Annotated in this window: 17 protein-coding genes and 1 pseudogene; 15 read left to right on the top strand and 3 right to left on the bottom strand. The window is 54.6% G+C overall.

Annotated features, from left to right (window positions below):
• Nucleotides 1-7 precede the first annotated feature (7 nt).
• From J8Z22_RS15270 to J8Z22_RS15230, 8 genes and pseudogenes are all read left to right on the top strand, one after another.
• Entirely contained in the window at nucleotides 8-559 is a 552-nt protein-coding gene (locus J8Z22_RS15270) for a heme NO-binding domain-containing protein (protein WP_252006969.1), read from the top strand.
• Nucleotides 556-2,217, top strand: coding sequence for a response regulator (locus J8Z22_RS15265; protein WP_252006968.1), 1,662 nt, complete (start codon nucleotides 556-558; stop codon nucleotides 2,215-2,217). The genes J8Z22_RS15270 and J8Z22_RS15265 overlap by 4 nt, the downstream gene beginning before the upstream one ends.
• Before the next feature lie 103 nt (nucleotides 2,218-2,320).
• A complete protein-coding gene (locus J8Z22_RS15260) occupies nucleotides 2,321-3,298 on the top strand; it encodes a glutathione S-transferase family protein (protein WP_252006967.1) in 978 nt (325 codons plus the stop codon).
• A gap of 53 nt (nucleotides 3,299-3,351) precedes the next feature.
• Nucleotides 3,352-3,810 carry a DUF2780 domain-containing protein gene (locus tag J8Z22_RS15255; RefSeq protein ID WP_252006966.1) on the top strand — a complete coding sequence of 153 codons (459 nt, stop codon included), beginning with the start codon at nucleotides 3,352-3,354 and terminating at the stop codon, nucleotides 3,808-3,810.
• A 469-nt stretch (nucleotides 3,811-4,279) separates the two neighbouring features.
• Nucleotides 4,280-6,229: a hypothetical protein gene (locus J8Z22_RS15250; RefSeq protein WP_252006965.1), complete on the top strand. Its 1,950-nt coding sequence runs from the start codon at nucleotides 4,280-4,282 to the stop codon at nucleotides 6,227-6,229.
• A gap of 94 nt (nucleotides 6,230-6,323) precedes the next feature.
• Entirely contained in the window at nucleotides 6,324-7,067 is a 744-nt protein-coding gene (locus J8Z22_RS15245) for a response regulator transcription factor (RefSeq protein ID WP_252006964.1), read from the top strand.
• Between the two features lie 377 nt (nucleotides 7,068-7,444).
• Nucleotides 7,445-8,250 (top strand): annotated as a pseudogene (locus tag J8Z22_RS15235) (IS5 family transposase); the annotation flags it as partial.
• A gap of 125 nt (nucleotides 8,251-8,375) precedes the next feature.
• Nucleotides 8,376-8,843, top strand: coding sequence for a low molecular weight protein-tyrosine-phosphatase (locus J8Z22_RS15230; protein WP_252006963.1), 468 nt, complete (start codon nucleotides 8,376-8,378; stop codon nucleotides 8,841-8,843).
• Between the two features lie 59 nt (nucleotides 8,844-8,902).
• Here J8Z22_RS15230 and J8Z22_RS15225 read toward each other — a convergent pair whose 3' ends face one another.
• A complete protein-coding gene (locus tag J8Z22_RS15225; protein ID WP_028112299.1) occupies nucleotides 8,903-10,291 on the bottom strand; it encodes a cytochrome c biosynthesis protein in 1,389 nt (462 codons plus the stop codon).
• A gap of 213 nt (nucleotides 10,292-10,504) precedes the next feature.
• A complete protein-coding gene (gene rne / locus J8Z22_RS15220; protein ID WP_252006962.1) occupies nucleotides 10,505-14,044 on the bottom strand; it encodes a ribonuclease E in 3,540 nt (1,179 codons plus the stop codon).
• A 551-nt stretch (nucleotides 14,045-14,595) separates the two neighbouring features.
• Between rne and rluC the strand changes: the two genes are divergently transcribed.
• Together rluC and J8Z22_RS15210 are read left to right on the top strand one after the other, a co-directional pair.
• Nucleotides 14,596-15,567, top strand: coding sequence for a 23S rRNA pseudouridine(955/2504/2580) synthase RluC (rluC, locus tag J8Z22_RS15215; protein ID WP_028112301.1), 972 nt, complete (start codon nucleotides 14,596-14,598; stop codon nucleotides 15,565-15,567).
• Between the two features lie 29 nt (nucleotides 15,568-15,596).
• Nucleotides 15,597-16,229, top strand: coding sequence for an HAD family hydrolase (locus J8Z22_RS15210; protein WP_252006961.1), 633 nt, complete (start codon nucleotides 15,597-15,599; stop codon nucleotides 16,227-16,229).
• A 135-nt stretch (nucleotides 16,230-16,364) separates the two neighbouring features.
• Here J8Z22_RS15210 and J8Z22_RS15205 read toward each other — a convergent pair whose 3' ends face one another.
• On the bottom strand, nucleotides 16,365-17,651 hold the full coding sequence (locus tag J8Z22_RS15205) for a citrate synthase (protein WP_028112303.1): 1,287 nt from the start codon (nucleotides 17,649-17,651) through the stop codon (nucleotides 16,365-16,367).
• A 398-nt stretch (nucleotides 17,652-18,049) separates the two neighbouring features.
• Here J8Z22_RS15205 and sdhC point away from each other — a divergent pair, with 398 nt between their 5' ends.
• From sdhC to sucA, 5 genes are all read left to right on the top strand, one after another.
• Nucleotides 18,050-18,424, top strand: a complete 375-nt coding sequence (gene sdhC, locus J8Z22_RS15200; RefSeq protein WP_252006960.1) for a succinate dehydrogenase, cytochrome b556 subunit — start codon at nucleotides 18,050-18,052, stop codon at nucleotides 18,422-18,424.
• Complete coding sequence (gene sdhD / locus J8Z22_RS15195) at nucleotides 18,418-18,765, top strand: succinate dehydrogenase, hydrophobic membrane anchor protein (RefSeq protein ID WP_028112305.1); 348 nt, start codon at nucleotides 18,418-18,420, stop codon at nucleotides 18,763-18,765. The genes sdhC and sdhD overlap by 7 nt, the downstream gene beginning before the upstream one ends.
• Complete coding sequence (gene sdhA / locus J8Z22_RS15190; RefSeq protein ID WP_252006959.1) at nucleotides 18,766-20,520, top strand: succinate dehydrogenase flavoprotein subunit; 1,755 nt, start codon at nucleotides 18,766-18,768, stop codon at nucleotides 20,518-20,520. It begins immediately after the preceding gene.
• A gap of 13 nt (nucleotides 20,521-20,533) precedes the next feature.
• Nucleotides 20,534-21,241: a succinate dehydrogenase iron-sulfur subunit gene (locus J8Z22_RS15185; protein ID WP_252006958.1), complete on the top strand. Its 708-nt coding sequence runs from the start codon at nucleotides 20,534-20,536 to the stop codon at nucleotides 21,239-21,241.
• 194 nt (nucleotides 21,242-21,435) lie between these two features.
• Nucleotides 21,436-24,246 (top strand): 2-oxoglutarate dehydrogenase E1 component, encoded by a 2,811-nt coding sequence (gene sucA, locus J8Z22_RS15180; protein ID WP_028112308.1) that lies wholly within the window; start codon nucleotides 21,436-21,438, stop codon nucleotides 24,244-24,246.
• Nucleotides 24,247-24,264 lie beyond the last annotated feature (18 nt).

The raw sequence follows: 24,264 nt of genomic DNA, 5'->3' as shown, positions 1-24,264 counted from the left end.
AGGCGATATGCAGGGAATCATCTTTACCGAGTTTCTGGACTTGGTCGATGAGGCGTTTGGTCCCGAGGTGACCGAAGCGCTGTTTGAGCAGGTGGAGTTGCCCAGTGGCGGCGCCTACACCCGGGTAGGCAACTACGATCATGAGGAGATTGTGGCTCTGGTGGTGGCGCTGAGCGGCCGGGTCAATAAACCGGTGGCCGAGCTGCTTTATACCTACGGTTATTATTTGTTTCCCCGGCTAATGGAGCTGTACCCGCAGCGGTTGAGTCACTGTGACAACAGTTTCGATTTTCTCTATGCCGTGGAAAATGAGATCCACACCCACGTAAAAAAAATCCACGTCAGTGCCGAGGTGCCCACGTTCGAGTTTCCGAAGCGAGATGAGAACCATATGGAGGTGATCTACAACTCCAAGCGCGGACTGGCGGATGTCGCCCATGGCCTGATTGCCCGCTGCTGCGACCACTTCGAAGAAACCATCGACATCGACCTGACCGATCTGAGTGGCCAGGACAAAACTCGAGTGTGCTTCCGGTTGACCAGGCAGGCCAGTGAATGAGCGACCTTTGGCAAAAACGCTATCAGCGGGAGCGGCGTGCTCGTGAGCAGGCCGAAGCTCTGCTGGAAAGCAAAAGCCTCGAGTTGTATGAACTGAATCGGCAACTGGAGGCCACCAACCTGCTGCAAGCCGGAGAGATCAAATGGCGTCAGCGGGCCGACGCCTGTTTGCTTGGGGTTTGCCGGGACCTGCTGTCCTGCAATGTGTCCGCCCCTTTCGATACCATTCGTGATACTCAGGCGCGCCTTGGCGCCTTGCTGTCGGCAGCCTGGATCGGGTTGGAGTGGGGGCGCGGAAGGTCGCTTTGTTGGCCGCTGGTTTATAGCGGCCCTTGGCCTAAGCGCCAGAGCGGGCAGCTGGCCAAGGAGGAGCCGCTGCTCAGTGAGCGTGACCACTCTGTTGGTTATCAGGCGGTGGCCACCGGCGTGTCATTGGTGGTGGTGTTCAATGAGGAGGTGGAGTGGCGCGCCCCCCATCAGGACATGCTCAGGGATTTGGCACTGCTGTTCGATGCCTTCTATAACAACTGGTTGGCGTTCACCCAGTTGAAGCTGGCCGAGCAGGAAACTCACCGCATGTCGAATCTGAGGTCGCGGTTTCTGGCAATGGTGACTCACGAGTTGCGAACGCCCATGAATGGGGTACTGGGCTGTGCCGATCTGCTGGCCTCCTCCTCCCTGGATGCAGAGCAGCGGCAGTTATTGAAGGTCCTGACTCAGTCCGGTCACAGCTTGCTGGCCTTGATCAACGATGTGCTGGATTACAACAAGATCGATTCCGACCAATTCTGCCTGAATGACAAACCCACCGATTTGCATCAACTCTGCCGGGACACCCTCGAGGTGGTCCGCCCCATGGCCAGTGACAAGGGGCTGAGTCTATCCTGTGACGTTAGCGGCGACCTTCCCGAGGCGGTGCGCGTCGATCCCAGCCGTTACAAACAGGTGCTGTTAAACCTGCTGGGCAATGCGGTCAATCATACCGAGCAAGGGGGAGTGACCTTGACCCTGGTGAGTCGCCGGATTGGAGAGATGGTTGAGGTGGTCACCGGTGTCGAGGACAGCGGTCCGGGCATCGGCAAGGCGTTTCAGCAGCGGCTGTTTGAGCCTTTTACTCAGGAGAGTGACGCCTGCGGCAAGGGGACCGGACTGGGGTTGTCCATCAGCCAGAAGCTGGTGCGGCGACTTGGCGGTGAACTGCAGGTTGCCAGTGAGTTGGGACAGGGCACTCGCTTCTATTTTGCCTTGGAGTTGACGCCCTGTGTGCGGCCGGAGGTGAGTCAGATTCGGTTAAAGGCCAGCAAAAACGGTCATATCCTGGTGGCGGAAGACACCAAGGCCAATCAGTTGGTGGTGAGGCTGATGCTGGAGAAAGAGGGGTGCCAGGTCACCATCGTCGAGAACGGTCGTCAAGCGCTGGAGCAGGCCAGTGATCACCCCTATGATCTTATCCTGATGGACTGCAGCATGCCGGTGATGGATGGCTACTCGGCCACCGAGGCACTGCGTTCCAAAGGCTGTACCACCCCCATACTGGCGCTGACGGCCACCACCACCGCCGAAGCGCACAAGATGTGCATGGAGGCTGGCATGAACGCGGTGCTGCATAAACCCATACACCGGGCTTCGCTGATGCAGGCCATCGATCAGTGGTTGTGAGCCACTTTTTCAACAAAATCGAAAGTAACCTGCCATTTTATGCGCTTTTTATTCTATTTATTGAGGACTATTCTCAGGTTTTCCCCTTTTACTGGAGCAGGCGATGGGACGTTTAGTGGATGGAAAGTGGCACGACGTGTGGTACGACACCGAGGCCAATCAGGGCAAGTTTGTTCGCAGTGAGTCTCAGCACCGGCACTGGATTACTGCCGACGGTGCAGCCGGTCCCAGTGGCGAAGGTGGTTTTGTAGCCGAGCCGGGCCGCTACCACCTCTATGTTTCTATGGCGTGTCCCTGGGCCCACCGGACTCTGATTTTTCGAAAACTCAAAGGGCTGGAAGCCATCATCAGCGTGTCGGTGGTGCACCCGTTGATGGCCGAAAAGGGCTGGTCGTTCGCCCCTGCCGATGGCGTGGTCGCCGATGACATCAATGGTGCCGAGTTTCTGCATCAGGTTTATACCGCCGATGACCCGCTTTACAGCGGTCGCGTGACGGTTCCAGTGCTGTGGGATAAACGGCTTAAGCGCATCGTCAGCAATGAATCGTCCGAAATCATTCGAATGTTCAACAGCGCCTTCGACGGGGTCGGTGCCCTGCAGGGGGATTACTACCCAGAGCCGCTAAGGGCAGAGATCGACGCGGTGAATGAACTGGTTTACCCCAGTATCAATAACGGCGTCTATCGGGCTGGATTTGCCACCAGCCAGGCAGCCTATGACGAGGCGGTGGAGCAGCTATTTCAGGGGTTGGATCTGCTCGAGGCGCGGTTGGAGTCGCAGCGGTACCTGGTCGGTGACCAGCCGACCGAAGCGGATTGGCGCTTGTTCACCACCCTGGTGCGTTTCGATTCTGTCTATGTCGGCCATTTCAAGTGCAACCTTCGTGACCTGCGCGATTACCCGAATCTGTGGGCCTACACCCGTGAATTGTACCAGTGGCCGGGGATTGCAGAGACCGTCAATATGACGCACATTAAGGAGCACTACTACCGCTCTCACGTCATGATTAATCCCACAGCTGTGGTACCCGCTGGTCCATGGTTGGATTGGATGCAGCCGCATGGGCGCCAGGATTTGTAAGTCGGAGGGCGCTGAGTCATCTATGCTATGAGGACAATAACGTCAGGGAGAGAATGATGAAAGCGATGGTATCCAGAGGGTTGTTTTTGATGATGGTGCTGCTGTCGGCACCGGTGAGTGCCGGCGAGGATCTGATTGGTATGCTGACTTCTCAGCTCGGGGTCAGTGAGCAGCAGGCCAGTGGTGGTCTGGGGGCATTGCTGGCGACGGCTGAGCCGAACATGAGCGCCGAAGGGATGAACTCCCTGTCGGGGATCATTCCCAATATGGACGGACTGCTGGCCAGCGGTGCTCAGTTGCTGGGCGGAGACGGGGCGTCATCGGGGACCTCCAGCCTGCTGGGTGGTCTGATGGGCGGCAACGCCACTTCGTTGCTAGGGCTCAATGACGCTTTCTCCTCTCTGGGGCTGGACTCGGCCATGGTGGCGCAGTTCAGCCAGGTGCTGCTGGACTATGTGAATAGCGAAGGCGGTCAGGCATTGATGCAGCAGCTGCAAACGGCGCTGTTATAGCCTGAATTGCATCATTTCAGGGCACCGATGACGGTGCCTTTTTTGTGAATGGGTGGCCAGCAGGGAGCGACGATATGTCTGCTCGACAGGCTGCTGCCTAAATTCCGGCAACCCCTTGGGGTATCTGCGTCTTAGGCTTGGATTTGATCAACAACGCCATGTCGCAAGCAAGCTTGAAGGCGGTAAAACCTAGTGCAAAATGCACTATTACTGCTATAGAACGATGACTACGGTAGAGGTTCTTTCAATGTTGAAGCCAGCTTTGATGATCCTTCATCATTTTTTACTCCTTGCTTTGGTGTCAATTAATCGCAATCGAGTTTGGCCAGTATAGACGGAGATGTAGAGGCATAGATCACACAACTTCGCTGACATCCAATTTGCTTCAATTCCACCTAGTGAATCGATGACACGCTTGTTCGTACCATCGGTACCATTGTTCCAATACAACGAGAAGAAGCAGATGAAGATGATGAAGTTAACCTGTGTATCGTTAGCCTGCGCTTTGCTTTGGGCGTGTGGTAATGACAACAACACTCCAAATCAGCCGGAGATAACTAATCCACAGCTTACTAAGCCGGATTTTGTTGACGTAAATATCACTCCTCAGGCGATTACTGAAGGGAAAGTGACCGTTATGCTAGGTGCTTACCAAGACAACATAACGAATTGGTATAAGGAGTGTATTCGCGAAGGTATTGCCAAATGCGATGTAACGTCAAACACAGGTCAACCCGATGGTTTTGCGACCGTTAAAGATGCGCAGGCATCTGGCATTAAGAACTTACCTCACGATGTTCATTTTGAGGTGGATTTAAAACAAGTAGAACAAGTATTGATGACCAACCCTGATGGTTTAGGTGCAGGCACTGCTCGGCCGGACATCTTCGTCGAAGGTCATTTTAGTGCTTTTGATTTACTTCGTTATCTAGTCGCTACTAGAGATGATCTTCGATTTGACAGCATTACTGCTGAAAAGGACACAAATACCAAAACCATTGAGTTCAGCCTTTCTTGGGACCGTAACGATGATGGGGTATTTGATGAAAAGGATGGTGAATCTAACTTTAACAGTCACGACTGGCACTTCCGCTTCTACGCCAATGGCGGTAATTTCACTCGCGCTCGCGGAGATAGCCAAGGCTTTTCACCGGCGGGTGAAACCAATTATTACCGCATGGATGAATTTTGGGTTCAACCTGGTCACCACTTTACTTATCAGCCTTACAGTGAGTATATGACCAACCGTCGCCAATGGCTCATGAAAGAGGATGTCCTACGTCGTGAAGCTAATGGCGGTAAAATCATCATTCCAGAAATTCTTGTACTACCAAAAAATCATGAAGATGGCTTTTCGGTATATGATGTTGAAGTGAAACCTTTCAACATGCGTCCGGATATTTTTCAGCCTGACGTAATTACGGCAATGGATATGATCTTGTCGGCTTCCGATAAAATCGGCGGTGTAAAATTTACCTATTGGCCAAATTTATCAACAGATGCCGATGTAGGACATTATGCACTGACTAAAATTGGTGAAAAACGAAGTTTTGGCATGGAGGGATGGTATACCTATTTTTATAAAGTCATGCACCAAGGAGAATTCACTCTTTTCAATATGCAGTTGCCTACTTGTGATTTCTTCTATGCAGATGGCTCTCAGAGGGATCCATTAAATCCGATTGAAGGTAAAGAACGAGTGCCACAAACAGAGTGTGAACAAGATTGGTATGGAAACTTTGGCGGCGATATGGTTCATGTTATGCCCGACGTGAATGTCATGAACTATGGTATTGACGCTATGCGATTAACTTGGGGTGAGCATTATTCACTTTGGGGGGCAACTAAGCACACAAGTTTGGAAACTACTGAGTGGGACTTTAACTTGAATCTTAATGATGGAAATCATACGCCTGATATTGCCATTTTGCGAACTTTCGATCTTCCAAAAGAGCCAATAGGCAATGCTCCAATTCTGAGTAAAGAACACTTTGGCTATAAGATCGCTGATTGCACTCTTTGTCACAATGAAAACAAAGAACCTCTAGGGCATGGTGGTCATGCATGGCCTATTAATGTCGCAGATGGTTCTGATGTTCAACAGCCTCATTTTTGTGCTAGTTGCCACGGCAGTAACGGAGCCCCGATGGGTCACGGAGAAGTTTCTCGTTGCTTTTGGTGTCATAGTAAAGACTTAAAGCCTGAAAATCATGGTGACGCCTCCTCTAAAAAATTAATTAAAGGTGAAGAAAAACTTAAAGGTAATCAATTAACAACTATGTTCTGGGGTGAACCTACAGATCGATGGGGCAACCGTAAGAACTATAATGAGATCTTGGCCCCAATAAATAACGATTGGACTTTAAGTAAGTCGATGCCTGATGCATACTCTTGTGTAACATGCCACCCTAATCAATAGTTACTCTTATATGATTGGTTGTGCTTAAACTTTGTAAAGGGTCACTTAGTGACCCTTTACAATTTATTTTAATTTATAAATTATGTACTTGATTATGACCAATAAAATTTCTAACGTTAATGCCAATGCAATAGAGCAACTTCAAAATCAGTTAAATGCTCACCATATTGATAGATTTTGCTTTAACATTTATCCAGTACAGAATGATTTAAACAGAACACTTGTGCCGAGTGTAAAATACAATAATGTTGAGACATATAGGAAGATTAAATTCATTATTGCTTCTGACAATAAAGCACTTCAGATATTTCAAGACTATTTCAAGCACTTTGCACATCGAAACCAATACTTTGGCACTAAATTTAAATTAGGACCAACTTTGTGCCCAGTGGATAAACATGCTAAAAAATTGTGCTCAAAATGGAAGGAGCATTTCAAAAATCTTGGCGCAGTGACCGTAATACACTGGCTTATTGCAATGCCTAACGGATACATTGCAAGTTTTAACTTATTCTCTTCTAAAGAATGCGCAATAATAGAAAGCTCTCTAGAAAAAGGTAAGCGACAATTGCAACACATTCTAGATCTTTATGCAACTTACTTTATTTTTCATCACATAGGCAAACTTAATCCACCAGTTAACTACAACGGACTTTCATCAAGAGGCGTTAATATCTTAAAAATGTTGGCCAAGGGAGATAGCTTGGATGATATCGCTAATGAAATGTTCTTAACTCAGCGTGGAATCTGTTATCACGTGGATAAAATGAAAGCTATTTTAGACTGTTCAAACCGCTCTGAATTAATCAAGAAAGCAAAAGATTTAGGGATATTGTAGATAAATGCCGCATACATTCCAATCGGATGAAATCCGAATGTATAAATAAAGATTGATTTAAACTAGACAGTCACACCAAGCCAAGTAGGTAACTGTCAGGTGAAATCTGAATTACTACACTTGAACAGTTTCTATGTGTGATAGGCCAGTCGCCCGCTCTGTAATCTTACCCCCTCTTTTTCTGGGCATAAACATGGACACCGAGACTATCAAACCGCATTTCAGCGTTGTTCGGGACGACTGTCAGAGCGCGAAGGTAGACTACCCGTTGTTTGATATCCTCTTCGGTTCTCTCTGTGGACGTTGTTGACTAAATCAATGGAACCATCTGCAAGCTCGCTGACCTGATCTCATGACACTGAGCCAGAAGCAGCAACATAGGTAAGTCCAAGCATAAGACCACTAACTGGAAGCAATACACGCTAGCGCTAGTAAATCATGGGACGTTAATGTTCAGGCTAGATGAGTCAGCTATCCAGAATTGGCGCACCACGGTGGTCGTGGACCAGGCTTTCAATTTAGTGACACTGCAATCGAAACAGCGCCAATGCTTAAAAATGTACTCAAGCTGTCGTTGCGAGCTACAGAAGGGTTTCTTAACTCGCTGTTTCAGTTGATGGACGTACCACTGAACTCTCCGGATTACACCTGTATTAGCAAGCGAGCCAAGACCGTTGAGGTGAAGTATCGCAACCGTTGCCGAGGGCCCATTGCCCATCTAGTCGTTGAATCCACCGGGCTCAAGGTATATGGCGAAGATGAGTGGAAAATTCGCAAGCGCGGCAAGGAAAATCGCCGTAATTGGCTAAAGCTTAATCTTGCTATCGATGCCGATACTCACTAAATTGTGGCCGCGGAGATGAGCCTAGTCAATGTCGCAGACAATGAAGTTCTACCAACGCTGCTGAACCCACCGAGTCTCCGAATAGACCAAGTATCAGCTGACGGTGCTTACGATACAAAGGAGTGTCATAACCTACTGCGCCGAAAGGGAGCCAAGCTAACGATTCCACCTCGCTTAAACGGAGGGTATTGGGAAGAAGGTTATCCGTGAAATGACGTCTGTCGACGGACTAAAATCAGGTGACCTCGAAAGTTGGAAAAATACTACCAGTGTTCTTTATCTGAGACGGGGGCCGATAACTATAAGCAAATTATAGGACCCAAACTGAGTTTTCGGGATTAAGACAGCCAGGTCTAAGAGGCATTTAGCGAGCTTGTCAATAGCTTTTTCTCCCAAACTATTGGTAAGCGTCTGATATAGTTTATCTTTAATTTTGTACCTCGAAGCGCTCAAAAGGGCATGAAATGGCAGCGAACCACCTGAATAACCAACAAATAAAGTCGATACTTTTCGTCTGCATGGGCAACATCTGTCGTTCGCCGACGGCCGAGGCGGTGTTTCGCCATCGCTTCGAGGCCGCCGGGCTGAGGATCGAGCTGGACTCGGCGGGTACGCTGGCGTATCACGCCGGCGAGACGCCGGACGCGCGCTCCGCGGCGGCGGGGCGACAACGTGGCTACGATTTTTCTGGTATTCGCGCCCGCCAGGTTCGGGATGAGGACTTTGAACACTATGACCTGATTCTGGCGGCCGATCGCTCCAATATGAGCGATCTGCGCCAGAGGTGTCCGTCCCACTTGACCTACAAGCTGGCGATGATCATCGACGGGGCTGAGGTGCCGGATCCCTACTATGGCGGCAGCGATGGGTTTGAACGGGTGCTGGACTTGCTGGAGGGGGCTGCCGATAACTGGTTGCTACGGCTGCGCTGAATCGTCGTCGATGTCCACAAAAAAACCGGCCGTAGGGCCGGTTTTTTTATGGGTTAGACTCAGGCCTGACGTCGTTCCCAGCGGCGCTTGATGGGCACAATGATCATGGTGGCGACGATGGCCCCCAGAATCATACCGATGGCGACGATGGGGCTTTGAAGGGCATTGGGGTTGACTGCCAGAGTGCCACCTAGGCCCAGCATCATTACCCCGGACATCAGCTTCAGGGTTTGCCCCTCTTTCTCGGTCAGCTTGCGTTTGCCCATGGTCATGGCAAACACGGTCACGATGGCTGCCAGGGGGATCACGTACACCACGTTATACAGCACCAAATACAGGTAGCGAGTGCTTTCACTGAGGTCGTGCATGGACAACACACTGGTGTAGATCATCGGGAAGCCGGCGGTGCACAGCAGCTCATAGGCGTTGGCCAATACCGCCAATACGGTGGTGCCGGCAATCATGGCCGCCATACTGGAGGCGCTGGACAGCTTGCCCATGCGTTTAATCAGGCCAGTTCGGTTTTCTGCCGACATCGACAGTGACACCTCACCGCGATTGAGGAAAAACTCCTTCACATTAATGCCGCCGGCGATGATCGCCAGTATTCCGGCGGCGAGAATGATCCAGCCACCGTCAGAGCCGTTGCCCAGCAGCTGGAACAGATTCAGCCAGGCAGTCATAAACAGGAAGTAAATCAGCCCGGAGAAAAATACGAAGATGCCGCCGACGATCAACATTCTGCCCCGGCTCTTGGCGTTCACCATGACGCTGAGCAGGAACAGCAGCACAAAGAAGGCGCAGGGATTAAATGCGTCTACGCCGGCCAATACCACGGTCAGCATTGGAAGGGACAGCTTTTCCGGATTCACTACACCAACGAAGGGCAGCTCTACCGGTTGCACGGCCGGTACCGCCAGTTCGCTGACCCCGCAGGTGCCCTCGTCGCCTTCGCCGCATTGAGCAGACAGATCCAGGCTGGTGTTCAGGCTAAGGTCGGCATCGGCGCTGGTGCCAGCGATGGCGGGGCTGTCGCTGAGATCCCCCCCCAGGCGTTGATAGCAGCTGCGCAGCTGCGCTTCCAGGAATTGACCGGTTGTCTGCTCACTGGTGTAGCCGACGATGGGGGTGCCACAGACCGCCATAAAGGGCACGGAGTTGGTCTGGCTGCCGGTCAGTTGGGCGATGTGTTGCCAGTGTTGGCGGGTCTCAGGATCCGATACCTTGTGATCTTTCAGCTGTATCCAGGGGTAGTGGGCAAGCAGTTTTTCGGTGATGAAGGGGTGAGCCTCGGCGCAGTGCGGGCAGGTTTCAGACCAAAAGAAATACAGGTTGACCACAGGCTGATCGTCGGCGCCTTTAGAAAACCAATCGGCATCGGCCGCGGTGGCCAGCGGAGAAAGAACGCACAGTAACAGGCCCCAGAGCAGGCCCCTAATCGGATTCATTGAGAATCACTCCTAAGACACAGAAAGTACTGGTTAAGAGTTCAATTTAAGCGGGTTGGTTCAGCGCCGGTAACGGTATTTAACCGAGATGTTATCTAATGCACATTTTTTTCACCTGCTGGCGAACCACTGGTCAGAGTTGTGTAAGAGATGGGCAGAAAAAAACCGGTAACGTTGCCGTTACCGGTTTTTTAATCGACGCGAGCCAGTGACTTATTCTGAGTCTTCAGGTTTGGTCATGGTGGCGTTGGAAGAGAAGCGGTAGCGACTCTTGGCAAAGTCGTTGGGCTTGGCTTCTGCTTCCGCTGGTGCGTCGCTCTGAGGCACTTTCACGGCTTCGAACTCTGGCACTTCCACGGCAGGCGCGGCAGCCTGAGCAAAGGCGGCTTTGGCAAAGCGGCTGGCCCCGGCGGTGGCTTTCGGTGCTGCAGCTTTGGCTTCCACGACCGGCTTAGGTGCGGCCGGCTTAGGCTCGGCGGCTTTGGCTTCCACAGCTGGCTTAGGCTCGGCGGCTTTGGCTTCCACGGCCGGCTTAGGCTCGGCAGCTTTGGCTTCCACGACCGGCTTAGGTGCGGCCGGCTTAGGCTCGGCGGCTTTGGCTTCCACGACCGGCTTAGGTGCGGCCGGCTTAGGCTCGGCGGCTTTGGCTTCCACGACCGGCTTAGGCTCGGCGGCTTTGGCTTCCACGACCGGCTTAGGCTCGGCGGCTTTGGCTTCCACAGCTGGCTTAGGTGCGGCCGGCTTAGGCTCGGTGGCCTTGGCTTCCACAACCGGCTTAGGCTCGGCGGCCTTGGCTTCCACGGCTGGCTTAGGTGCGGCCGGCTTAGGCTCGGCGGCCTTGGCTTCCACGACCGGCTTAGGTGCAGCCGGCTTAGGCTCGGCGGCTTTGGCTTCCACGGCTGGCTTAGGTGCAGCCGGCTTAGGCTTGGCCGCTTTGGCTTCTACCGTGGGCTTAGATTCGGCCGAAACAGGCTCTGAGGCGGGTTTCGGCTCGACAGCCTTGGCAGTCTCTTTGGTGTCGGTGGCCTCAAACATCTCCAGCTGAGTCTCAGCGGCGGCGTCTTCCGGATAGCGGGCGGTCACCGGGTCCTTTTGGGCCTTGGCTTCCAGGTCTGCTGAGTCTTCCAGCTCCTTCGGCTCGTCGTCCCGTTGGCGACGGCGACGTTGGCCAGCGGCGCGCAGATGGCGAGGGCTGCGACGACTGCGGCGGCTGTTATCACGCTCGCCGTTGTCTTCACCGTTGTTGTCCTGGCTTTCCGCCTCGGCGACCTTGGTGTCTTCGACTTTGGCTTTTGCGGCCACGGCCGGGGCTTCGGCTGCTGCTGGTGCCTGAGTTTCCTGAACTACAGGTGCCTCGGCAGCGGCGACCTCGGTGTCGACCTCGGTGGTTGCCTTTGGCGCGTCAGGCTTTTTAGCTTCCTTGATGGCGGTCGGCTTACCTTCGCTGTTCAGGCGCACGGAACGGTCCAGTTTGCGACGTTGACGACGCTCCTTGACTACTTCACGTTCACGCTTCTCTTTCTGCGGTGCAGCCTCAGTCTGAGTGTCGGCGATGGCGTCAACCGGGGCGTCGACAGTATCGCGTTCGCGCAGAGCGGGATCCTGCTCTTTGCGACGCATACGGCGCTGGCGAACTGGCTTGTCTTCGCGTTGCTCACTGCGCTGTTCAGCGCGCGGCTCATTGCGTTTGTCTTCGTTGCCCTGAGTTTGCTCAGGTTTATTACGACGACGCTCCTGACCCTTATCGGTCTTCAGTTCGTCGTCCCGCTGACGACCGCGCTCATTGCGGTTGCCTCGTTCGCTGCGGTTACCTCGTTCGTTGCGATCTTTACGTTCGCCCCGCTCTTTACGGTCACCACGTTCTTTGCGCTCACCGCGCTCACCACGATCTTTACGGTCACCGCGTTCACCACGCTCGTTGCGGTTACCGCGACGGCGATCATTACGGCGACGGCTGTCGCCGCGCTTACCGTCTTTTTCCTCTTTGGCGTCTTTCGCGCCTTTGCCTTTCGCCTTGGCGGGCTTCGCCTCTTCTTCGGTCGCGAACAGCGACTTCAGACCGGCGGCAATCTTGGCAAACAGAGATGGCTCGGGTTCGGCCTTCTTCGCCGGTTTGGCTTTCGCCTCAGGCTTGGCTTTTGCCACTTTGGCAGGCTCTGGCTTAGGGGCTGCCATGGTGCGGATAGCCGGACGATCGGCGACCTGCTTCTCCAGCTTGCGCGGCTCGTACAAGACGGCTTCCGGCGCTTCGGCAATTTGGTAGCTGGCTTCGGTGATGGTGTCATCCTTACGGTGACGAACCACTTTGTAGTGTGGGGTCTCCATATGAGGGTGAGGAATCACATACACCTCAACCTTGTGGCGCTCCTCGATGATGCGAATCGCTTTACGCTTTTCGTTCAGCAGGAAGGCGGCCACGTCGGTAGGCACCTGAGCTTCAATCTGAGCGGTGTTGTCCTTAATCGCTTCCTCTTCCATCAGGCGCAGAATCGACAACGCCAGGGATTCGGTGCCACGTACCACGCCCTGACCGCTGCATCGTGGGCAGATGTTGGCGGAGGACTCACCCAGAGAAGGACGCAGACGCTGACGGGACATCTCCATCAGGCCGAAGCGGGAGATGCGACCGATCTGTACGCGGGCACGGTCCTGACGAACGGCGTCACGCAGACGGGTTTCCACTTCGCGCTGGTGGCGGACTGGACCCATGTCGATGAAATCGATCACCACCAGGCCACCCAGGTCGCGTAAGCGCAACTGGCGAGCAATCTCGTCTGCCGCTTCCAGGTTGGTTTGCAGTGCGGTCTCTTCGATGTCGCCACCCTTGGTTGCCCGGGCGGAGTTGATGTCGATGGCCGTCAGGGCTTCGGTGGGGTCGATAACGATGGAGCCGCCAGAAGGCAGTCGCACTTCACGCTGGAAGGCAGACTCAATCTGGGTCTCGATCTGGTAGTGGGTAAACAGCGGTACTTCGGCTTTGTACAGTTTTACCCGGCTGACGTAGTCGGGACGAACCAGGCCGATGTGTTCAATGGCTTCGTCATAGATGCGCTGATGATCCACCAGAATTTCGCCGATGTCGCGACGCAGGTAGTCACGGATGGCGCGAACGATGACGTTGCTTTCCTGATGAATCAGGAACGGAGACGGACGAGAGCCGGAAACCTCTTTGATCTTGTCCCAGTGGTTCAACAGTACCTTAAGGTCCCATTCCAGCTCTTCGGCAGCTTTGCCGACGCCGGCGGTGCGCACAATCAGGCCCATGCCCTGGGGCACGGTCAGTTTGCTCAGCGCTTCTTTCAGGTCGGTACGCTCATCGCCTTCGATGCGACGGGAGATACCGCCGGCACGAGGGTTGTTGGGCATCAGCACCAGGTAGCTGCCGGCCAGACTGATGAAGGTGGTCAGGGCTGCGCCCTTGCTGCCACGCTCCTCTTTATCAATCTGAACGATCACTTCCTGGCCTTCCTTGATCACCTCCTTGATATTGGGGCGACCCTGGAAGGAGTACCCTTCGGGGAAGTACTCACGGGCGATCTCTTTCAGGGGCAGGAAGCCATGGCGCTCGGCACCATAATCGACAAAAGCGGCTTCGAGAGAAGGCTCTACTCGAGTGATTTTGCCTTTGTAAATGTTGGCTTTTTTCTGCTCATGACCTGGGCTTTCGATGTCCAGATCGTAAAGGCGCTGCCCATCTACCAGGGCAACGCGCAACTCTTCGGATTGAGTTGCGTTAATTAGCATTCTTTTCATTTTGGGTGACTCTTAGTCCAATTAAGTTGGTCACCGCTTCAGGTCGAGCGTCGGCTGCACCGGCACCCCAGTATCAATTTTTTGCAGTCTCACGACTGGTTGACTGGGGCCATGCCAATCAACACATTAAGGTTTATAAGGGTTGGCTGCGGGCGCGCCGCAGATGCTCTCTTCAACCCTTGTTCCACTTTTTGTGCAGCTTACAACTGCTACCCAAGCGCAGTGCGCTCAGGCTGAAAATTCTTTCCGGCTACAGTTCCGGACGAATGACCTGAATCGGTTTCCGATTATGCATTCCTATTAATGGGTCGACTGCTAGGGAAGGTAAGTGCCGCTCCGGTGGCAAGAAGTGTTTCATCGCTTTCCGGGGCCTGGCACCGACAAATTTTGTCTGTAAATCACCGATAGCAGGACCAAATCATTGCCGACGGTTTAAAATTCACAGTTCAAACCCGTCCACAACGAAAAGAATATAGCAATTTCACCACAATGCGGCAATCGTCAATCGCGATATTATCGATAGAAAGTGGAATCGTAGTACAATGGCGCCCATGACTGATTCAAAGACTCCAAAAACACCCAAAGTGCAGTGGGTGACCGTCGAGCCGGACTATGAAGGCCAGCGGATTGATAATTTTTTGCGCACTTTCCTTAAAGGCGTTCCTAAAAGCCTTATTTATCGACTACTTCGAAAAGGCGAGATTCGAGTCAACAAAAAGCGAATTAAGCCGGAATACAAACTTATTGGCGGCGATGAGATTCGCATTGCGCCGATTCGAGTGTCCGAAAAGAGCAATGAGGACACGGCCCCGTCGGCGAAACTGCGTAAAGTGGCCGAGTTGGAGCAGCACATTGTCTATGAAGATAAGTTGATCCTGGTGATCAACAAGCCTTCCGGCATCGCCGTTCATGGCGGCAGTGGGGTGAATTTCGGGGTCATCGAAGCGCTGCGAGCACTGCGGCCGGAAGAGAAAAACCTGGAGTTGGTGCACCGACTGGATCGGGCCACCTCAGGGCTGCTGATGCTGGCCAAGCGGCGCTCGGCCCTCAAGCACATGCAGAACCAGCTGCGCAGCAAGACCATGAAGAAGCAGTACCTGGCGCTGGTGAAAGGCAAGTGGCAGGACCGCGATAAGGTGGTCAACGAGCCATTGCTGAAAAATACCCTCAAATCCGGAGAACGGCTGGTGCGGGTCGACGGTGAGGGCAAACCCTCTGAAACCCGTTTCCGGGTCGTAGAGCGTTTTGGCAGTGAGGCCACCCTGGTGGAAGCCAGTCCCATTACCGGTCGTACCCATCAGATTCGGGTCCACGCTCAGTGTAAGGGCCACCCCATCGCCTGTGACGACCGTTACGGCGATGACGGGTTTGATCGCAACATGAAAGAGCGAGGGCTGGATCGGCTGTTCCTGCACGCTCATAAGCTGCGCTTTATTCATCCGGGCGAGGAAACGACCATCGAGCTGGAAGCGCCGATGGAGCCGCGACTCAAGCGGGCGCTGAAAGCACTGAACAGTAAATAGAGGAAGAGACCGCTTTGACCCCTTGCCAGATGGTGATTTTTGATTGGGACGGCACCCTGATGGACTCGGTGGACCGTATCGTCGACAGTTGGCAACGTGCCGCCACCGAGCTGGCGTTGCGGGTGCCCGATGGCGAAGAGGTTCGTTCCATTATCGGTTTGTCCATTGATGCCGCCATTGAGGCACTGACACCGGAGCTTGATTCGCAGCAGAATCAGGCATTTCAACATCAGTATCGCCAGTGGTATCTGCAACGTAGCCAGGTGGAGACACCCCTGTTTGATGGGGCAGAGGAGCTGTTGCATACCCTCAAGCGGCGAGGGTATCAATTGGCGGTAGCCACCGGCAAAGGCCGGCCGGGGTTGGAGCGGGTGCTGGCTCAGTCCGGTCTCGGGGCGTTGTTTGATGCCAGTCGCACCCCCACCGAAGCGGCGTCTAAACCGAATCCGGAGATGATTTTGCAGCTGTGCCAGCAACTGCGCTGCGATCCTGCGGCGGCGGTGATGGTGGGAGATGCGTTGTTTGATCTGGAGATGGCCAATCGAGCCGGGGCGGTTGGGGTTGGCGTTTCTTACGGGGCGTCGTCGGTGGCCAAGTTGCAGCAGGCGGCTCCCAGGGCCATCATTCATCACCCCATGGAATTGATGGATGTGCTGCCCTGAACAGCAGAAATGGCACCAAACGCTGGAGAAAAACCGATAGAGGCAATCGATTTTTCTAGAGTAAATGCCCCGGAGTCACGGCCAATAAAAAACCCGGAATCGAGATTCCGGGTTTTTTTTGCTGCCAAGGACGGGTTAGCGGTCGCTGACTTCGCGGTAATCGCGCATCGGCGCACCGGTATAAAGCTGGCGAGGCCGGCCGATTTTGTGGCCGGGCTGACTCAGCATCTCCTGCCAATGGGCAATCCAGCCCACGGTGCGGGACAAGGCGAAAATCACCGTAAACATGGAGGTCGGAATGCCGATGGCCTTCATGATGATGCCGGAGTAGAAGTCGACATTGGGGTACAGCTTCTTCTCGACAAAGTACGGGTCTTCCAGAGCGATGCGCTCCAGCTCCATGGCCACGTCCAGCAATGGATCCTGAATGTTCAGCTCTTTCAGAACTTCGTGGCAGGTTTCCCGCATCACGGTGGCCCGAGGGTCGAAGTTCTTGTACACCCGATGACCAAAGCCCATCAGGCGGAACGGGTCGTTCTTATCTTTGGCCTTGTCGATGAATTCGGGAATGCGATCGACGCTGCCGATTTCGGCCAGCATCTCCAGACAGGCTTCGTTGGCGCCGCCGTGAGCCGGGCCCCACAGCGAGGCAACCCCGGCTGAGATGCAGGCGAACGGGTTAGCGCCGGAGGAGCCTGCCAGACGTACGGTGGAGGTGGAGGCGTTCTGCTCGTGATCCGCATGCAGAATAAAGATGCGGTCCATGGCACGTTCGATGACCGGGTTAACGTGGTACTCCTCGCAAGGCACAGAGAACATCATGTGCAGGAAGTTACCGGCGAAGGACAGATCATTGCGCGGGTAAACGAATGGCTGACCCAGGTTGTATTTGTAGGCCATCGCCGCCAGGGTTGGCATTTTGGAGATCAGGCGGTAGGCACAGATCTCGCGATGGGTGGGGTTATTCACGTCCAGTGAATCATGATAGAACGCGGACAGGGCACCCACTACGCCACACAGAATCGCCATTGGGTGGGCGTCGCGACGGAACCCCTTAAAGAAGGTAGAGATCTGTTCGTGAACCATGGTGTGGTTACGCACAGTGCTGGAAAACTTTTTCAGTTGCGCGGCATTTGGCAGTTCGCCGTACAGCAACAGATAGCATACTTCGACATAACTGGAGCGGGTTGCCAATTGATCGATGGGGTAGCCGCGGTGCAGCAGTACGCCTTTCGCGCCGTCGATAAACGTGATCTCAGACTCGCAAGAGGCGGTCGCCATAAAGCCAGGGTCAAAGGTAAAGAATCCTTGCTTTCCCAAGCTGCTAATGTCGATCACATCGTGGCCAGCTGTGCCCGATTTAATCGGCAAATCGAAGGCTTCCTGACCCGGAACCTGCAGTGTGGCTTTAGATTCAGCCATACTTTGTTCTCCTTACTACATTATTGTTATCTATCCATAACGTTGCCCCCATTTTACGAGACACGAATCACAAAAAGCAATTGTCTGGTCGGAGCTTTAGTCGAAAAAGCACGACTTTTATTCATTTCGGGCTAACACCCACAATACAAATACTTGTGTGTGTAAAATCCCATAAATCGGCAAAATGTGATGTTTGTAATCAAAATCAGCGATATGTATACTGGGCCCGGGCCGCTGAAAAGAGGCAGTAGAGCGGTGAGGTCATGCGGGTTTTTCCGGCAAACACTCGGCTAAAATATTGCCTATTTTCTGTTCCAAAAGCCTACCTTGGAGTTGGGAATGAATCCCATACTCGGTGGATATAACAAAAAATGCTCAATGGAGCTGAGTGAGCAGCTGTGAATAAGCAAAGACCTGTGTATTTGGATTTGAGTCAAATCCAGTTTCCGGCCACGGCGATAGCATCAATCCTGCATCGCGTCAGTGGTGTAATTACCTTCGTTGCCCTTGCCATTCTGTTGTGGCTTCTGTCGACCTCATTGAGCGGCGCTCAGGGGTTCGCCGAAGTCCAGTCCTACTTCCAGATGTTGCCCGTTAAAGTGATCCTGTGGGGCATTTTGACGGCGTTGGCATACCACGTCATTGGTGGCATTCGTCATCTGTTCCAGGATCTGGGACATTTTGAAGAGATGGGATCAGGCAATGCCTCGGCGAAAGCCAGCTTTGCTCTTACCCTGGTCGTCGCTATTTTGGCAGGAGCCTGGTTATGGTAAAGAACGCCGCAACGTTCGGACGCAGTGGCGTTCAGGACTTCGTATTGATCCGCGCCAGCGCCCTGGTAATGCTGGCCTACCTCCTTTTTCTCGTGGGATATCTGGTGACCACCCCGGAACTGACTTTTGCCGCCTGGCAGGGGCTGTTCGCTTCGGTGGCGATGAAAGTGTTCACCCTTTTGGCGTTATTCAGCGTACTAATCCATGGCTGGATTGGCATGTGGCAGGTAGTCACTGACTACATCAAGCCCGCCAAATTGAGAGCCTTTCTGCTGTTCGTTATCAACGTAGTGCTGTTGGCGTATCTGGCTACCGGCGTTGTTGTACTGTGGGGTGTGTAAGTGAGTATTCCAGTTCGCGAGTTTGATGCAATTGTCATTGGTGCCGGCGGCGCAGGTATGCGTGCCGCACTGCAGATTTCCCAGGAAGGCAAGTCTTGTGCCTTGCTGTCTAAAGTCTTTCCAACCCGGTCGCACACGGTATCGGCACAGGGTGGCATTACGGTTGCCCTGGGCAACGCCCATGAAGACAATTGGGAATGGCACATGTACGACACCGTTAAAGGTTCCGATTACATCGGTGACCAGGACGCCATCGAATACATGTGCAAAACCGGCCCGGAAGCCATCACCGAGATGGAAAACATGGGCCTGCCGTTCAGCCGCTTCGACAACGGTCGCGTCTATCAGCGCCCGTTCGGCGGCCAGTCTAAGAACTTCGGTGGTGAGCAGGCAGCCAGAACCGCCGCCGCCGCAGACCGTACCGGCCATGCCCTGCTGCACTGTTTGTATCAGCAGAACGTTAAGAATAAAACCGAGGTGTACTCAGAGTGGTATGCCCTGGATCTGGTCAAGAACGAAGACGGTGCCGTCGTAGGCTGCACCGCCATCGAGATCGAAACCGGCGACATTGTCTATTTCAAAGCCAAGGCCACGGTGCTGGCCACCGGCGGCGCCGGCCGCATCTATGCGTCCACCACCAATGCCCACATCAACACCGGTGACGGCGTTGGCATGGCCCTGCGTGCCGGTGTGCCGGTGCAGGACATGGAGATGTGGCAGTTCCACCCTACCGGCATCGCCGGTGCCGGGGTGCTGGTGACCGAAGGGTGTCGGGGCGAAGGCGGCTACCTGCTGAACAAAGACGGTGAGCGCTTCATGGAGCGTTATGCGCCCAACGCCAAAGACCTGGCGGGTCGCGACGTGGTGGCTCGTTCCATCATGACCGAAATTCGAGAAGGTCGTGGCTGCGATGGCCCGTGGGGACCACACGCCAAGCTGAAGCTGGATCACCTCGGCGAGGAGGTCCTTGAGTCTCGCCTGCCAGGTATTTGTGAACTGTCCCGTACCTTTGCCCACGTCGATCCGGTCAAGGAACCGATTCCGGTAATTCCAACCTGCCATTACATGATGGGTGGTGTGCCGACCAACGTGAACGGCCAGGTGATCGGCATCAACGAAGAGCCGGTGCAAGGGCTGCTGGCGGTGGGTGAAATCGCCTGTGTATCGGTGCATGGCGCCAACCGTCTTGGCGGCAACTCGCTGTTGGACCTGGTGGTGTTTGGCCGGGCAGCCGGTAAGCACCTGGGCGAGACCCTGTCTGCCCAGCAGGTTCATAAAGAAGCCACCGAAGCGGACATCGAGGCCTCTCTGGCTCGCCTGAAGCGCTGGGAAGGCAACGAGCATGGCGAAGACCCGACTCAGATTCGCAAAGATCTGCAGCAGTGCATGCAGCTGAACTTCTCGGTGTTCCGCCAGGGTGACTCCATGGCCGAAGGCCTCAAGGAGCTGAAAGCCATCAAGGCCCGCCTGGACAACGCCAAGCTCGATGATCGCTCCAAGGCGTTCAACACCAACCGCATCGAGTGCCTGGAGCTGGACAACCTGATGGAGACGGCGCTGGCAACCGCCGAGGCGGCCAATTTCCGTACCGAGAGCCGCGGTGCTCATTCCCGTGAAGACTATCTGGAACGGGACGATGCCAACTGGCTGTGCCACAGCATCTACAACCCGGTCAACGGCGAGATGTCCAAGCGTGATGTCAACATGACTCCCAAGCTGCGGGACGCCTTCCCGCCGAAAAAGCGTACCTATTAAGGAGGGGCAGAGAATGAACTTTGAAGTTTCTGTCTACCGTTACAACCCGGAGACCGACGCCAAGCCGCGGATGCAGGACTACACCCTGAACCTGCCCGAAGGCTCGGATGTGATGGTGCTGGATATTCTGCTGATGCTCAAAGAGCAGGACCCGGCGCTGGCATTCCGGCGCTCCTGCCGAGAAGGCGTCTGTGGCTCGGACGGTCTCAACATGAATGGCAAGAACGGCCTGGCCTGCATCACGCCAATTTCTGCCTTTAAGGGCAAGAAATTGACCATTCGTCCGCTGCCCGGCATGCCGGTGGTGCGGGACCTGGTGGTGGATCTGAGCCAGTTCTACAAGCAGTACGAAAAAGTGAAGCCGTATCTCATCAACGATCAGGACGCGGCCGGCAGTGAAAACCTGCAGTCGCCGGAGGAGCGGGCCAAGCTTGATGGCCTGTACGAGTGCATTCTGTGCGCCTGTTGCTCCACCTCCTGTCCGTCGTTCTGGTGGAACCCGGATAAGTTTGTCGGTCCGGCCGGTCTGCTGCATGCCTACCGCTTCCTGGTAGACAGTCGCGATACTGCTACCGAAGAGCGGCTGGGTGATCTGGATGATGCGTTCAGTGTGTTCCGTTGTCATGGCATTATGAACTGCGTGAACGTGTGCCCTAAGGGATTGAATCCCACCAAGGCCATCGGTCACATCAAGTCCATGCTGCTGCAACGGGCCGTGTAGCGATATGCAACGAGTTGGTTATCGTTGTATTTGAATTTAAGGTCACCTCTTCGGCTGCGAAGAGTGTGACCTTTTTGTATAGTGCCCCTGACACCGCCCGCCATAATTACGACTAAAGGGCAGTGGAAAACACAACAATAATGCCGTAGAAAGGCAACAGGTATAGCCAGGCTTGGTTTTATAAAGGAATACAGATGCAACAAGGCTCACTGCAGGATTGGCTGGATAGCTCCCATCTAGCCGGTGCCAACGCAAGTTATATCGAAGAGCTGTATGAAGCCTATCTGGATGATCCGGATGGCATCAGCGTACAGTGGCGAGACATCTTCGACCACCTGCCTAAAAATGGAACGGCCCAGGAAGCGAACCATCGTCGCATTCAGGACTACTTCCGTCAGGTGGCCATGGAGCAAACCAGTTCAGTGAAAACCGCGGTCGATCCTGAGATCACCGCCAAGCAGGTAAAAGTCCTGCAGCTGATCAACGCCTACCGGTTCCGGGGCCATCAGGCCGCCAACCTTGACCCGCTTGGGTTGTGGAAACGGGAACCGGTCGTGGAATTGACCCCAGAGTTTCACGGCCTCACCGACAATGACATGGAGCGGGAGTTCAACATCGGCTCGTTCGTGTCCAGCAGCGATACCCTAAAGCTGGCTGACCTGTTGTCGACACTGAAATCCACCTACTGCGGCTCCATTGGTGCCGAGTACATGCACATTACCGACACCGACGAGAAGCGCTGGATTCAGCAGCGCCTGGAACCGGTGGCGGGCAAAGCCAGCTTTGACGCCGAGCATAAGAAGCGGATTCTGTCCGGTCTGAATGCCGCCGAAGGAATGGAAAAATACCTGGGTGCCAAGTTCCCCGGTGCCAAGCGTTTCTCGTTGGAAGGCGGCGATGCCCTGATTCCGATGATGCGCGAACTGATCTATCGCGCCGGTGACCACGGCACCAAAGAGGTGGTGGTGGGCATGGCGCACCGGGGCCGCCTCAACGTGCTGGTCAATGTGCTGGGCAAAAAGCCCGCCGATCTGTTTGACGAGTTTGCCGGTAAGCACGATGAAACCCTGGGCAGTGGTGACGTTAAATACCACCAGGGCTTTTCGTCGGATTTCGCTACCCCGTCGGGCAACGTCCACCTGGCGCTGGCGTTTAACCCGTCGCACCTGGAGATCGTGAATCCGGTGGTGATGGGTTCGGTGCGGGCCCGCATGGATCGCCTCGGCTGTGAGAACGGTCAGAAGGTGATGCCGGTAACCATCCACGGCGACTCTGCCATTGCCGGTCAGGGGGTGGTGCAGGAAACCTTCAACATGTCCAAGACCCGTGGCTTCAGTGTCGGCGGCAGCGTGCGGGTGGTGGTCAACAACCAGGTCGGGTTTACCACTTCCAACCAGGAAGATACCCGCTCCACCGAATACTGCACCGACATCGCCAAGATGGTCCAGGCACCGATTTTCCACGTTAATGCCGACGATCCGGAAGCGGTGGCTTTTGTGGCGCAACTGGCGGTGGATTACCGTTATGAATTTGGCCGCGATGTGGTGATTGATTTGATCTGTTACCGTCGCCACGGTCACAACGAAGCGGACGAGCCCAATGCCACTCAACCGCTGATGTACCAAAAGATTAAGAAGCACCCGACGCCGCGTAAGATCTACGCCGATCGCCTGGTGGAGCAAAGCGTGATGGTTGATTCCGAGGTCACCGAGATGGTGAACGGTTACCGGGATCTGCTGGACCAGGGCGAGTGTGTGGTGCCGGAATGGCGCACCATGACCCAGCACTCTGTGGATTGGACCCCGTATCTGGGCCATGACTGGGATTGTGACTATCAGTCCAAAGTCCCTACGGCCAAGCTGCAGCAGTTGGGTGAAGCGATCTGCGACATTCCCGCCAGCCACAAACTGCAGTCCCGGGTTGCCAAGATCTACAAAGATCGGGAACTGATGGCTGCCGGCGAGAAACCGCTGGACTGGGGCATGGCCGAAACCTTGGCTTACGCCACGCTGCTGGATAACGGCACCCGCATCCGCATTACCGGTCAGGACTCCGGCCGGGGCACCTTCTTCCATCGCCACGCCGTGCTGCACAACCAGAACGACGCGACGGCCTATATGCCACTGCGCCACCTGAGTGACACGCAGGCACCGATCGAGATCTACGACTCGGTGTTGTCGGAAGAAGCGGTGTTGGCGTTTGAATACGGTTACACCACCGCCGAGCCCGCGACCCTGACGCTGTGGGAAGCCCAGTTTGGTGACTTTGCCAACGGTGCCCAGGTGGTGATTGACCAGTTCCTCAGCTCAGGTGAGCAGAAGTGGGGCCGTTTGTGTGGCCTGACCATGCTGTTGCCCCATGGCTACGAAGGCCAGGGACCGGAGCACTCTTCAGCACGCCTGGAGCGCTTCCTGCAACTGTGCGCCGACCACAACATGCAGGTGTGTGTACCGTCCACGCCGGCTCAGGTGTATCACATGATTCGCCGCCAGGAGGTGCGCCCGATGCGGCGGCCGTTGGTGGTGATGTCGCCGAAATCCCTGCTTCGTCACCCGCTGGCGGTAAGCAGCCTGGAGGAGTTGGCCAATGGCACCTTCCAGAACGTGATTGGTGAGATGGATGAGCTGGAACCGAGTCAGGTGAACCGGGTGGTGTTCTGCTCCGGTAAGGTGTACTACGACCTGCTGGACAAGCGTCGCCGTAACGAAATCACCGACGTTGCCCTGATTCGGGTCGAGCAGTTGTACCCCTTCCCCCATGACGAGATGGCTAAGATTCTCGACCAGTACCAGCACGTGACCGACTTTGTCTGGTGTCAGGAAGAGCCGCAAAACCAGGGGGCCTGGTACTCCAGTCAGCACCATTTCTGGCAGGCGATCCCTTCCGGGGCCAACCTGACCTACGCCGGCCGCGAGGCCTCGGCAGCTCCGGCGGTGGGGTATCCTTCCGTTCATAACAAACAACAACAGGCGCTGGTGAATGCCGCCCTGAATATTAAAGAATAATTGCACAAGGAAAGGTTC

Origin of the sequence: Ferrimonas sp. SCSIO 43195, assembly GCF_023716685.1 — a bacterium.
Taxonomy (GTDB): Bacteria; Pseudomonadota; Gammaproteobacteria; order Enterobacterales; family Shewanellaceae; genus Ferrimonas; species Ferrimonas kyonanensis.
The sequence above is the reverse complement of the archived record's forward strand: the minus strand, read 5'-3'. Positions and strand labels throughout refer to the sequence as shown.

What these genes read in the sequence shown, in the direction of transcription:
- J8Z22_RS15185 (WP_252006958.1), top strand. Translation starts at nt 20,534, where the DNA reads ATGAACTTTGAAGTTTCTGTCTACCGTTACAACCCGGAGACCGACGCC.
- sdhD (WP_028112305.1), top strand. Translation starts at nt 18,418, where the DNA reads ATGGTAAAGAACGCCGCAACGTTCGGACGCAGTGGCGTTCAGGACTTC.
- J8Z22_RS15270 (WP_252006969.1), top strand. Translation starts at nt 8, where the DNA reads ATGCAGGGAATCATCTTTACCGAGTTTCTGGACTTGGTCGATGAGGCG.
- J8Z22_RS15255 (WP_252006966.1), top strand. Translation starts at nt 3,352, where the DNA reads ATGATGAAAGCGATGGTATCCAGAGGGTTGTTTTTGATGATGGTGCTG.
- J8Z22_RS15260 (WP_252006967.1), top strand. Translation starts at nt 2,321, where the DNA reads ATGGGACGTTTAGTGGATGGAAAGTGGCACGACGTGTGGTACGACACC.
- rne (WP_252006962.1), bottom strand. Translation starts at nt 14,044, where the DNA reads ATGAAAAGAATGCTAATTAACGCAACTCAATCCGAAGAGTTGCGCGTT.
- J8Z22_RS15265 (WP_252006968.1), top strand. Translation starts at nt 556, where the DNA reads ATGAGCGACCTTTGGCAAAAACGCTATCAGCGGGAGCGGCGTGCTCGT.
- J8Z22_RS15210 (WP_252006961.1), top strand. Translation starts at nt 15,597, where the DNA reads ATGGTGATTTTTGATTGGGACGGCACCCTGATGGACTCGGTGGACCGT.
- J8Z22_RS15230 (WP_252006963.1), top strand. Translation starts at nt 8,376, where the DNA reads ATGGCAGCGAACCACCTGAATAACCAACAAATAAAGTCGATACTTTTC.
- J8Z22_RS15250 (WP_252006965.1), top strand. Translation starts at nt 4,280, where the DNA reads ATGATGAAGTTAACCTGTGTATCGTTAGCCTGCGCTTTGCTTTGGGCG.
- rluC (WP_028112301.1), top strand. Translation starts at nt 14,596, where the DNA reads ATGACTGATTCAAAGACTCCAAAAACACCCAAAGTGCAGTGGGTGACC.
- J8Z22_RS15225 (WP_028112299.1), bottom strand. Translation starts at nt 10,291, where the DNA reads ATGAATCCGATTAGGGGCCTGCTCTGGGGCCTGTTACTGTGCGTTCTT.
- sucA (WP_028112308.1), top strand. Translation starts at nt 21,436, where the DNA reads ATGCAACAAGGCTCACTGCAGGATTGGCTGGATAGCTCCCATCTAGCC.
- J8Z22_RS15245 (WP_252006964.1), top strand. Translation starts at nt 6,324, where the DNA reads ATGACCAATAAAATTTCTAACGTTAATGCCAATGCAATAGAGCAACTT.
- J8Z22_RS15205 (WP_028112303.1), bottom strand. Translation starts at nt 17,651, where the DNA reads ATGGCTGAATCTAAAGCCACACTGCAGGTTCCGGGTCAGGAAGCCTTC.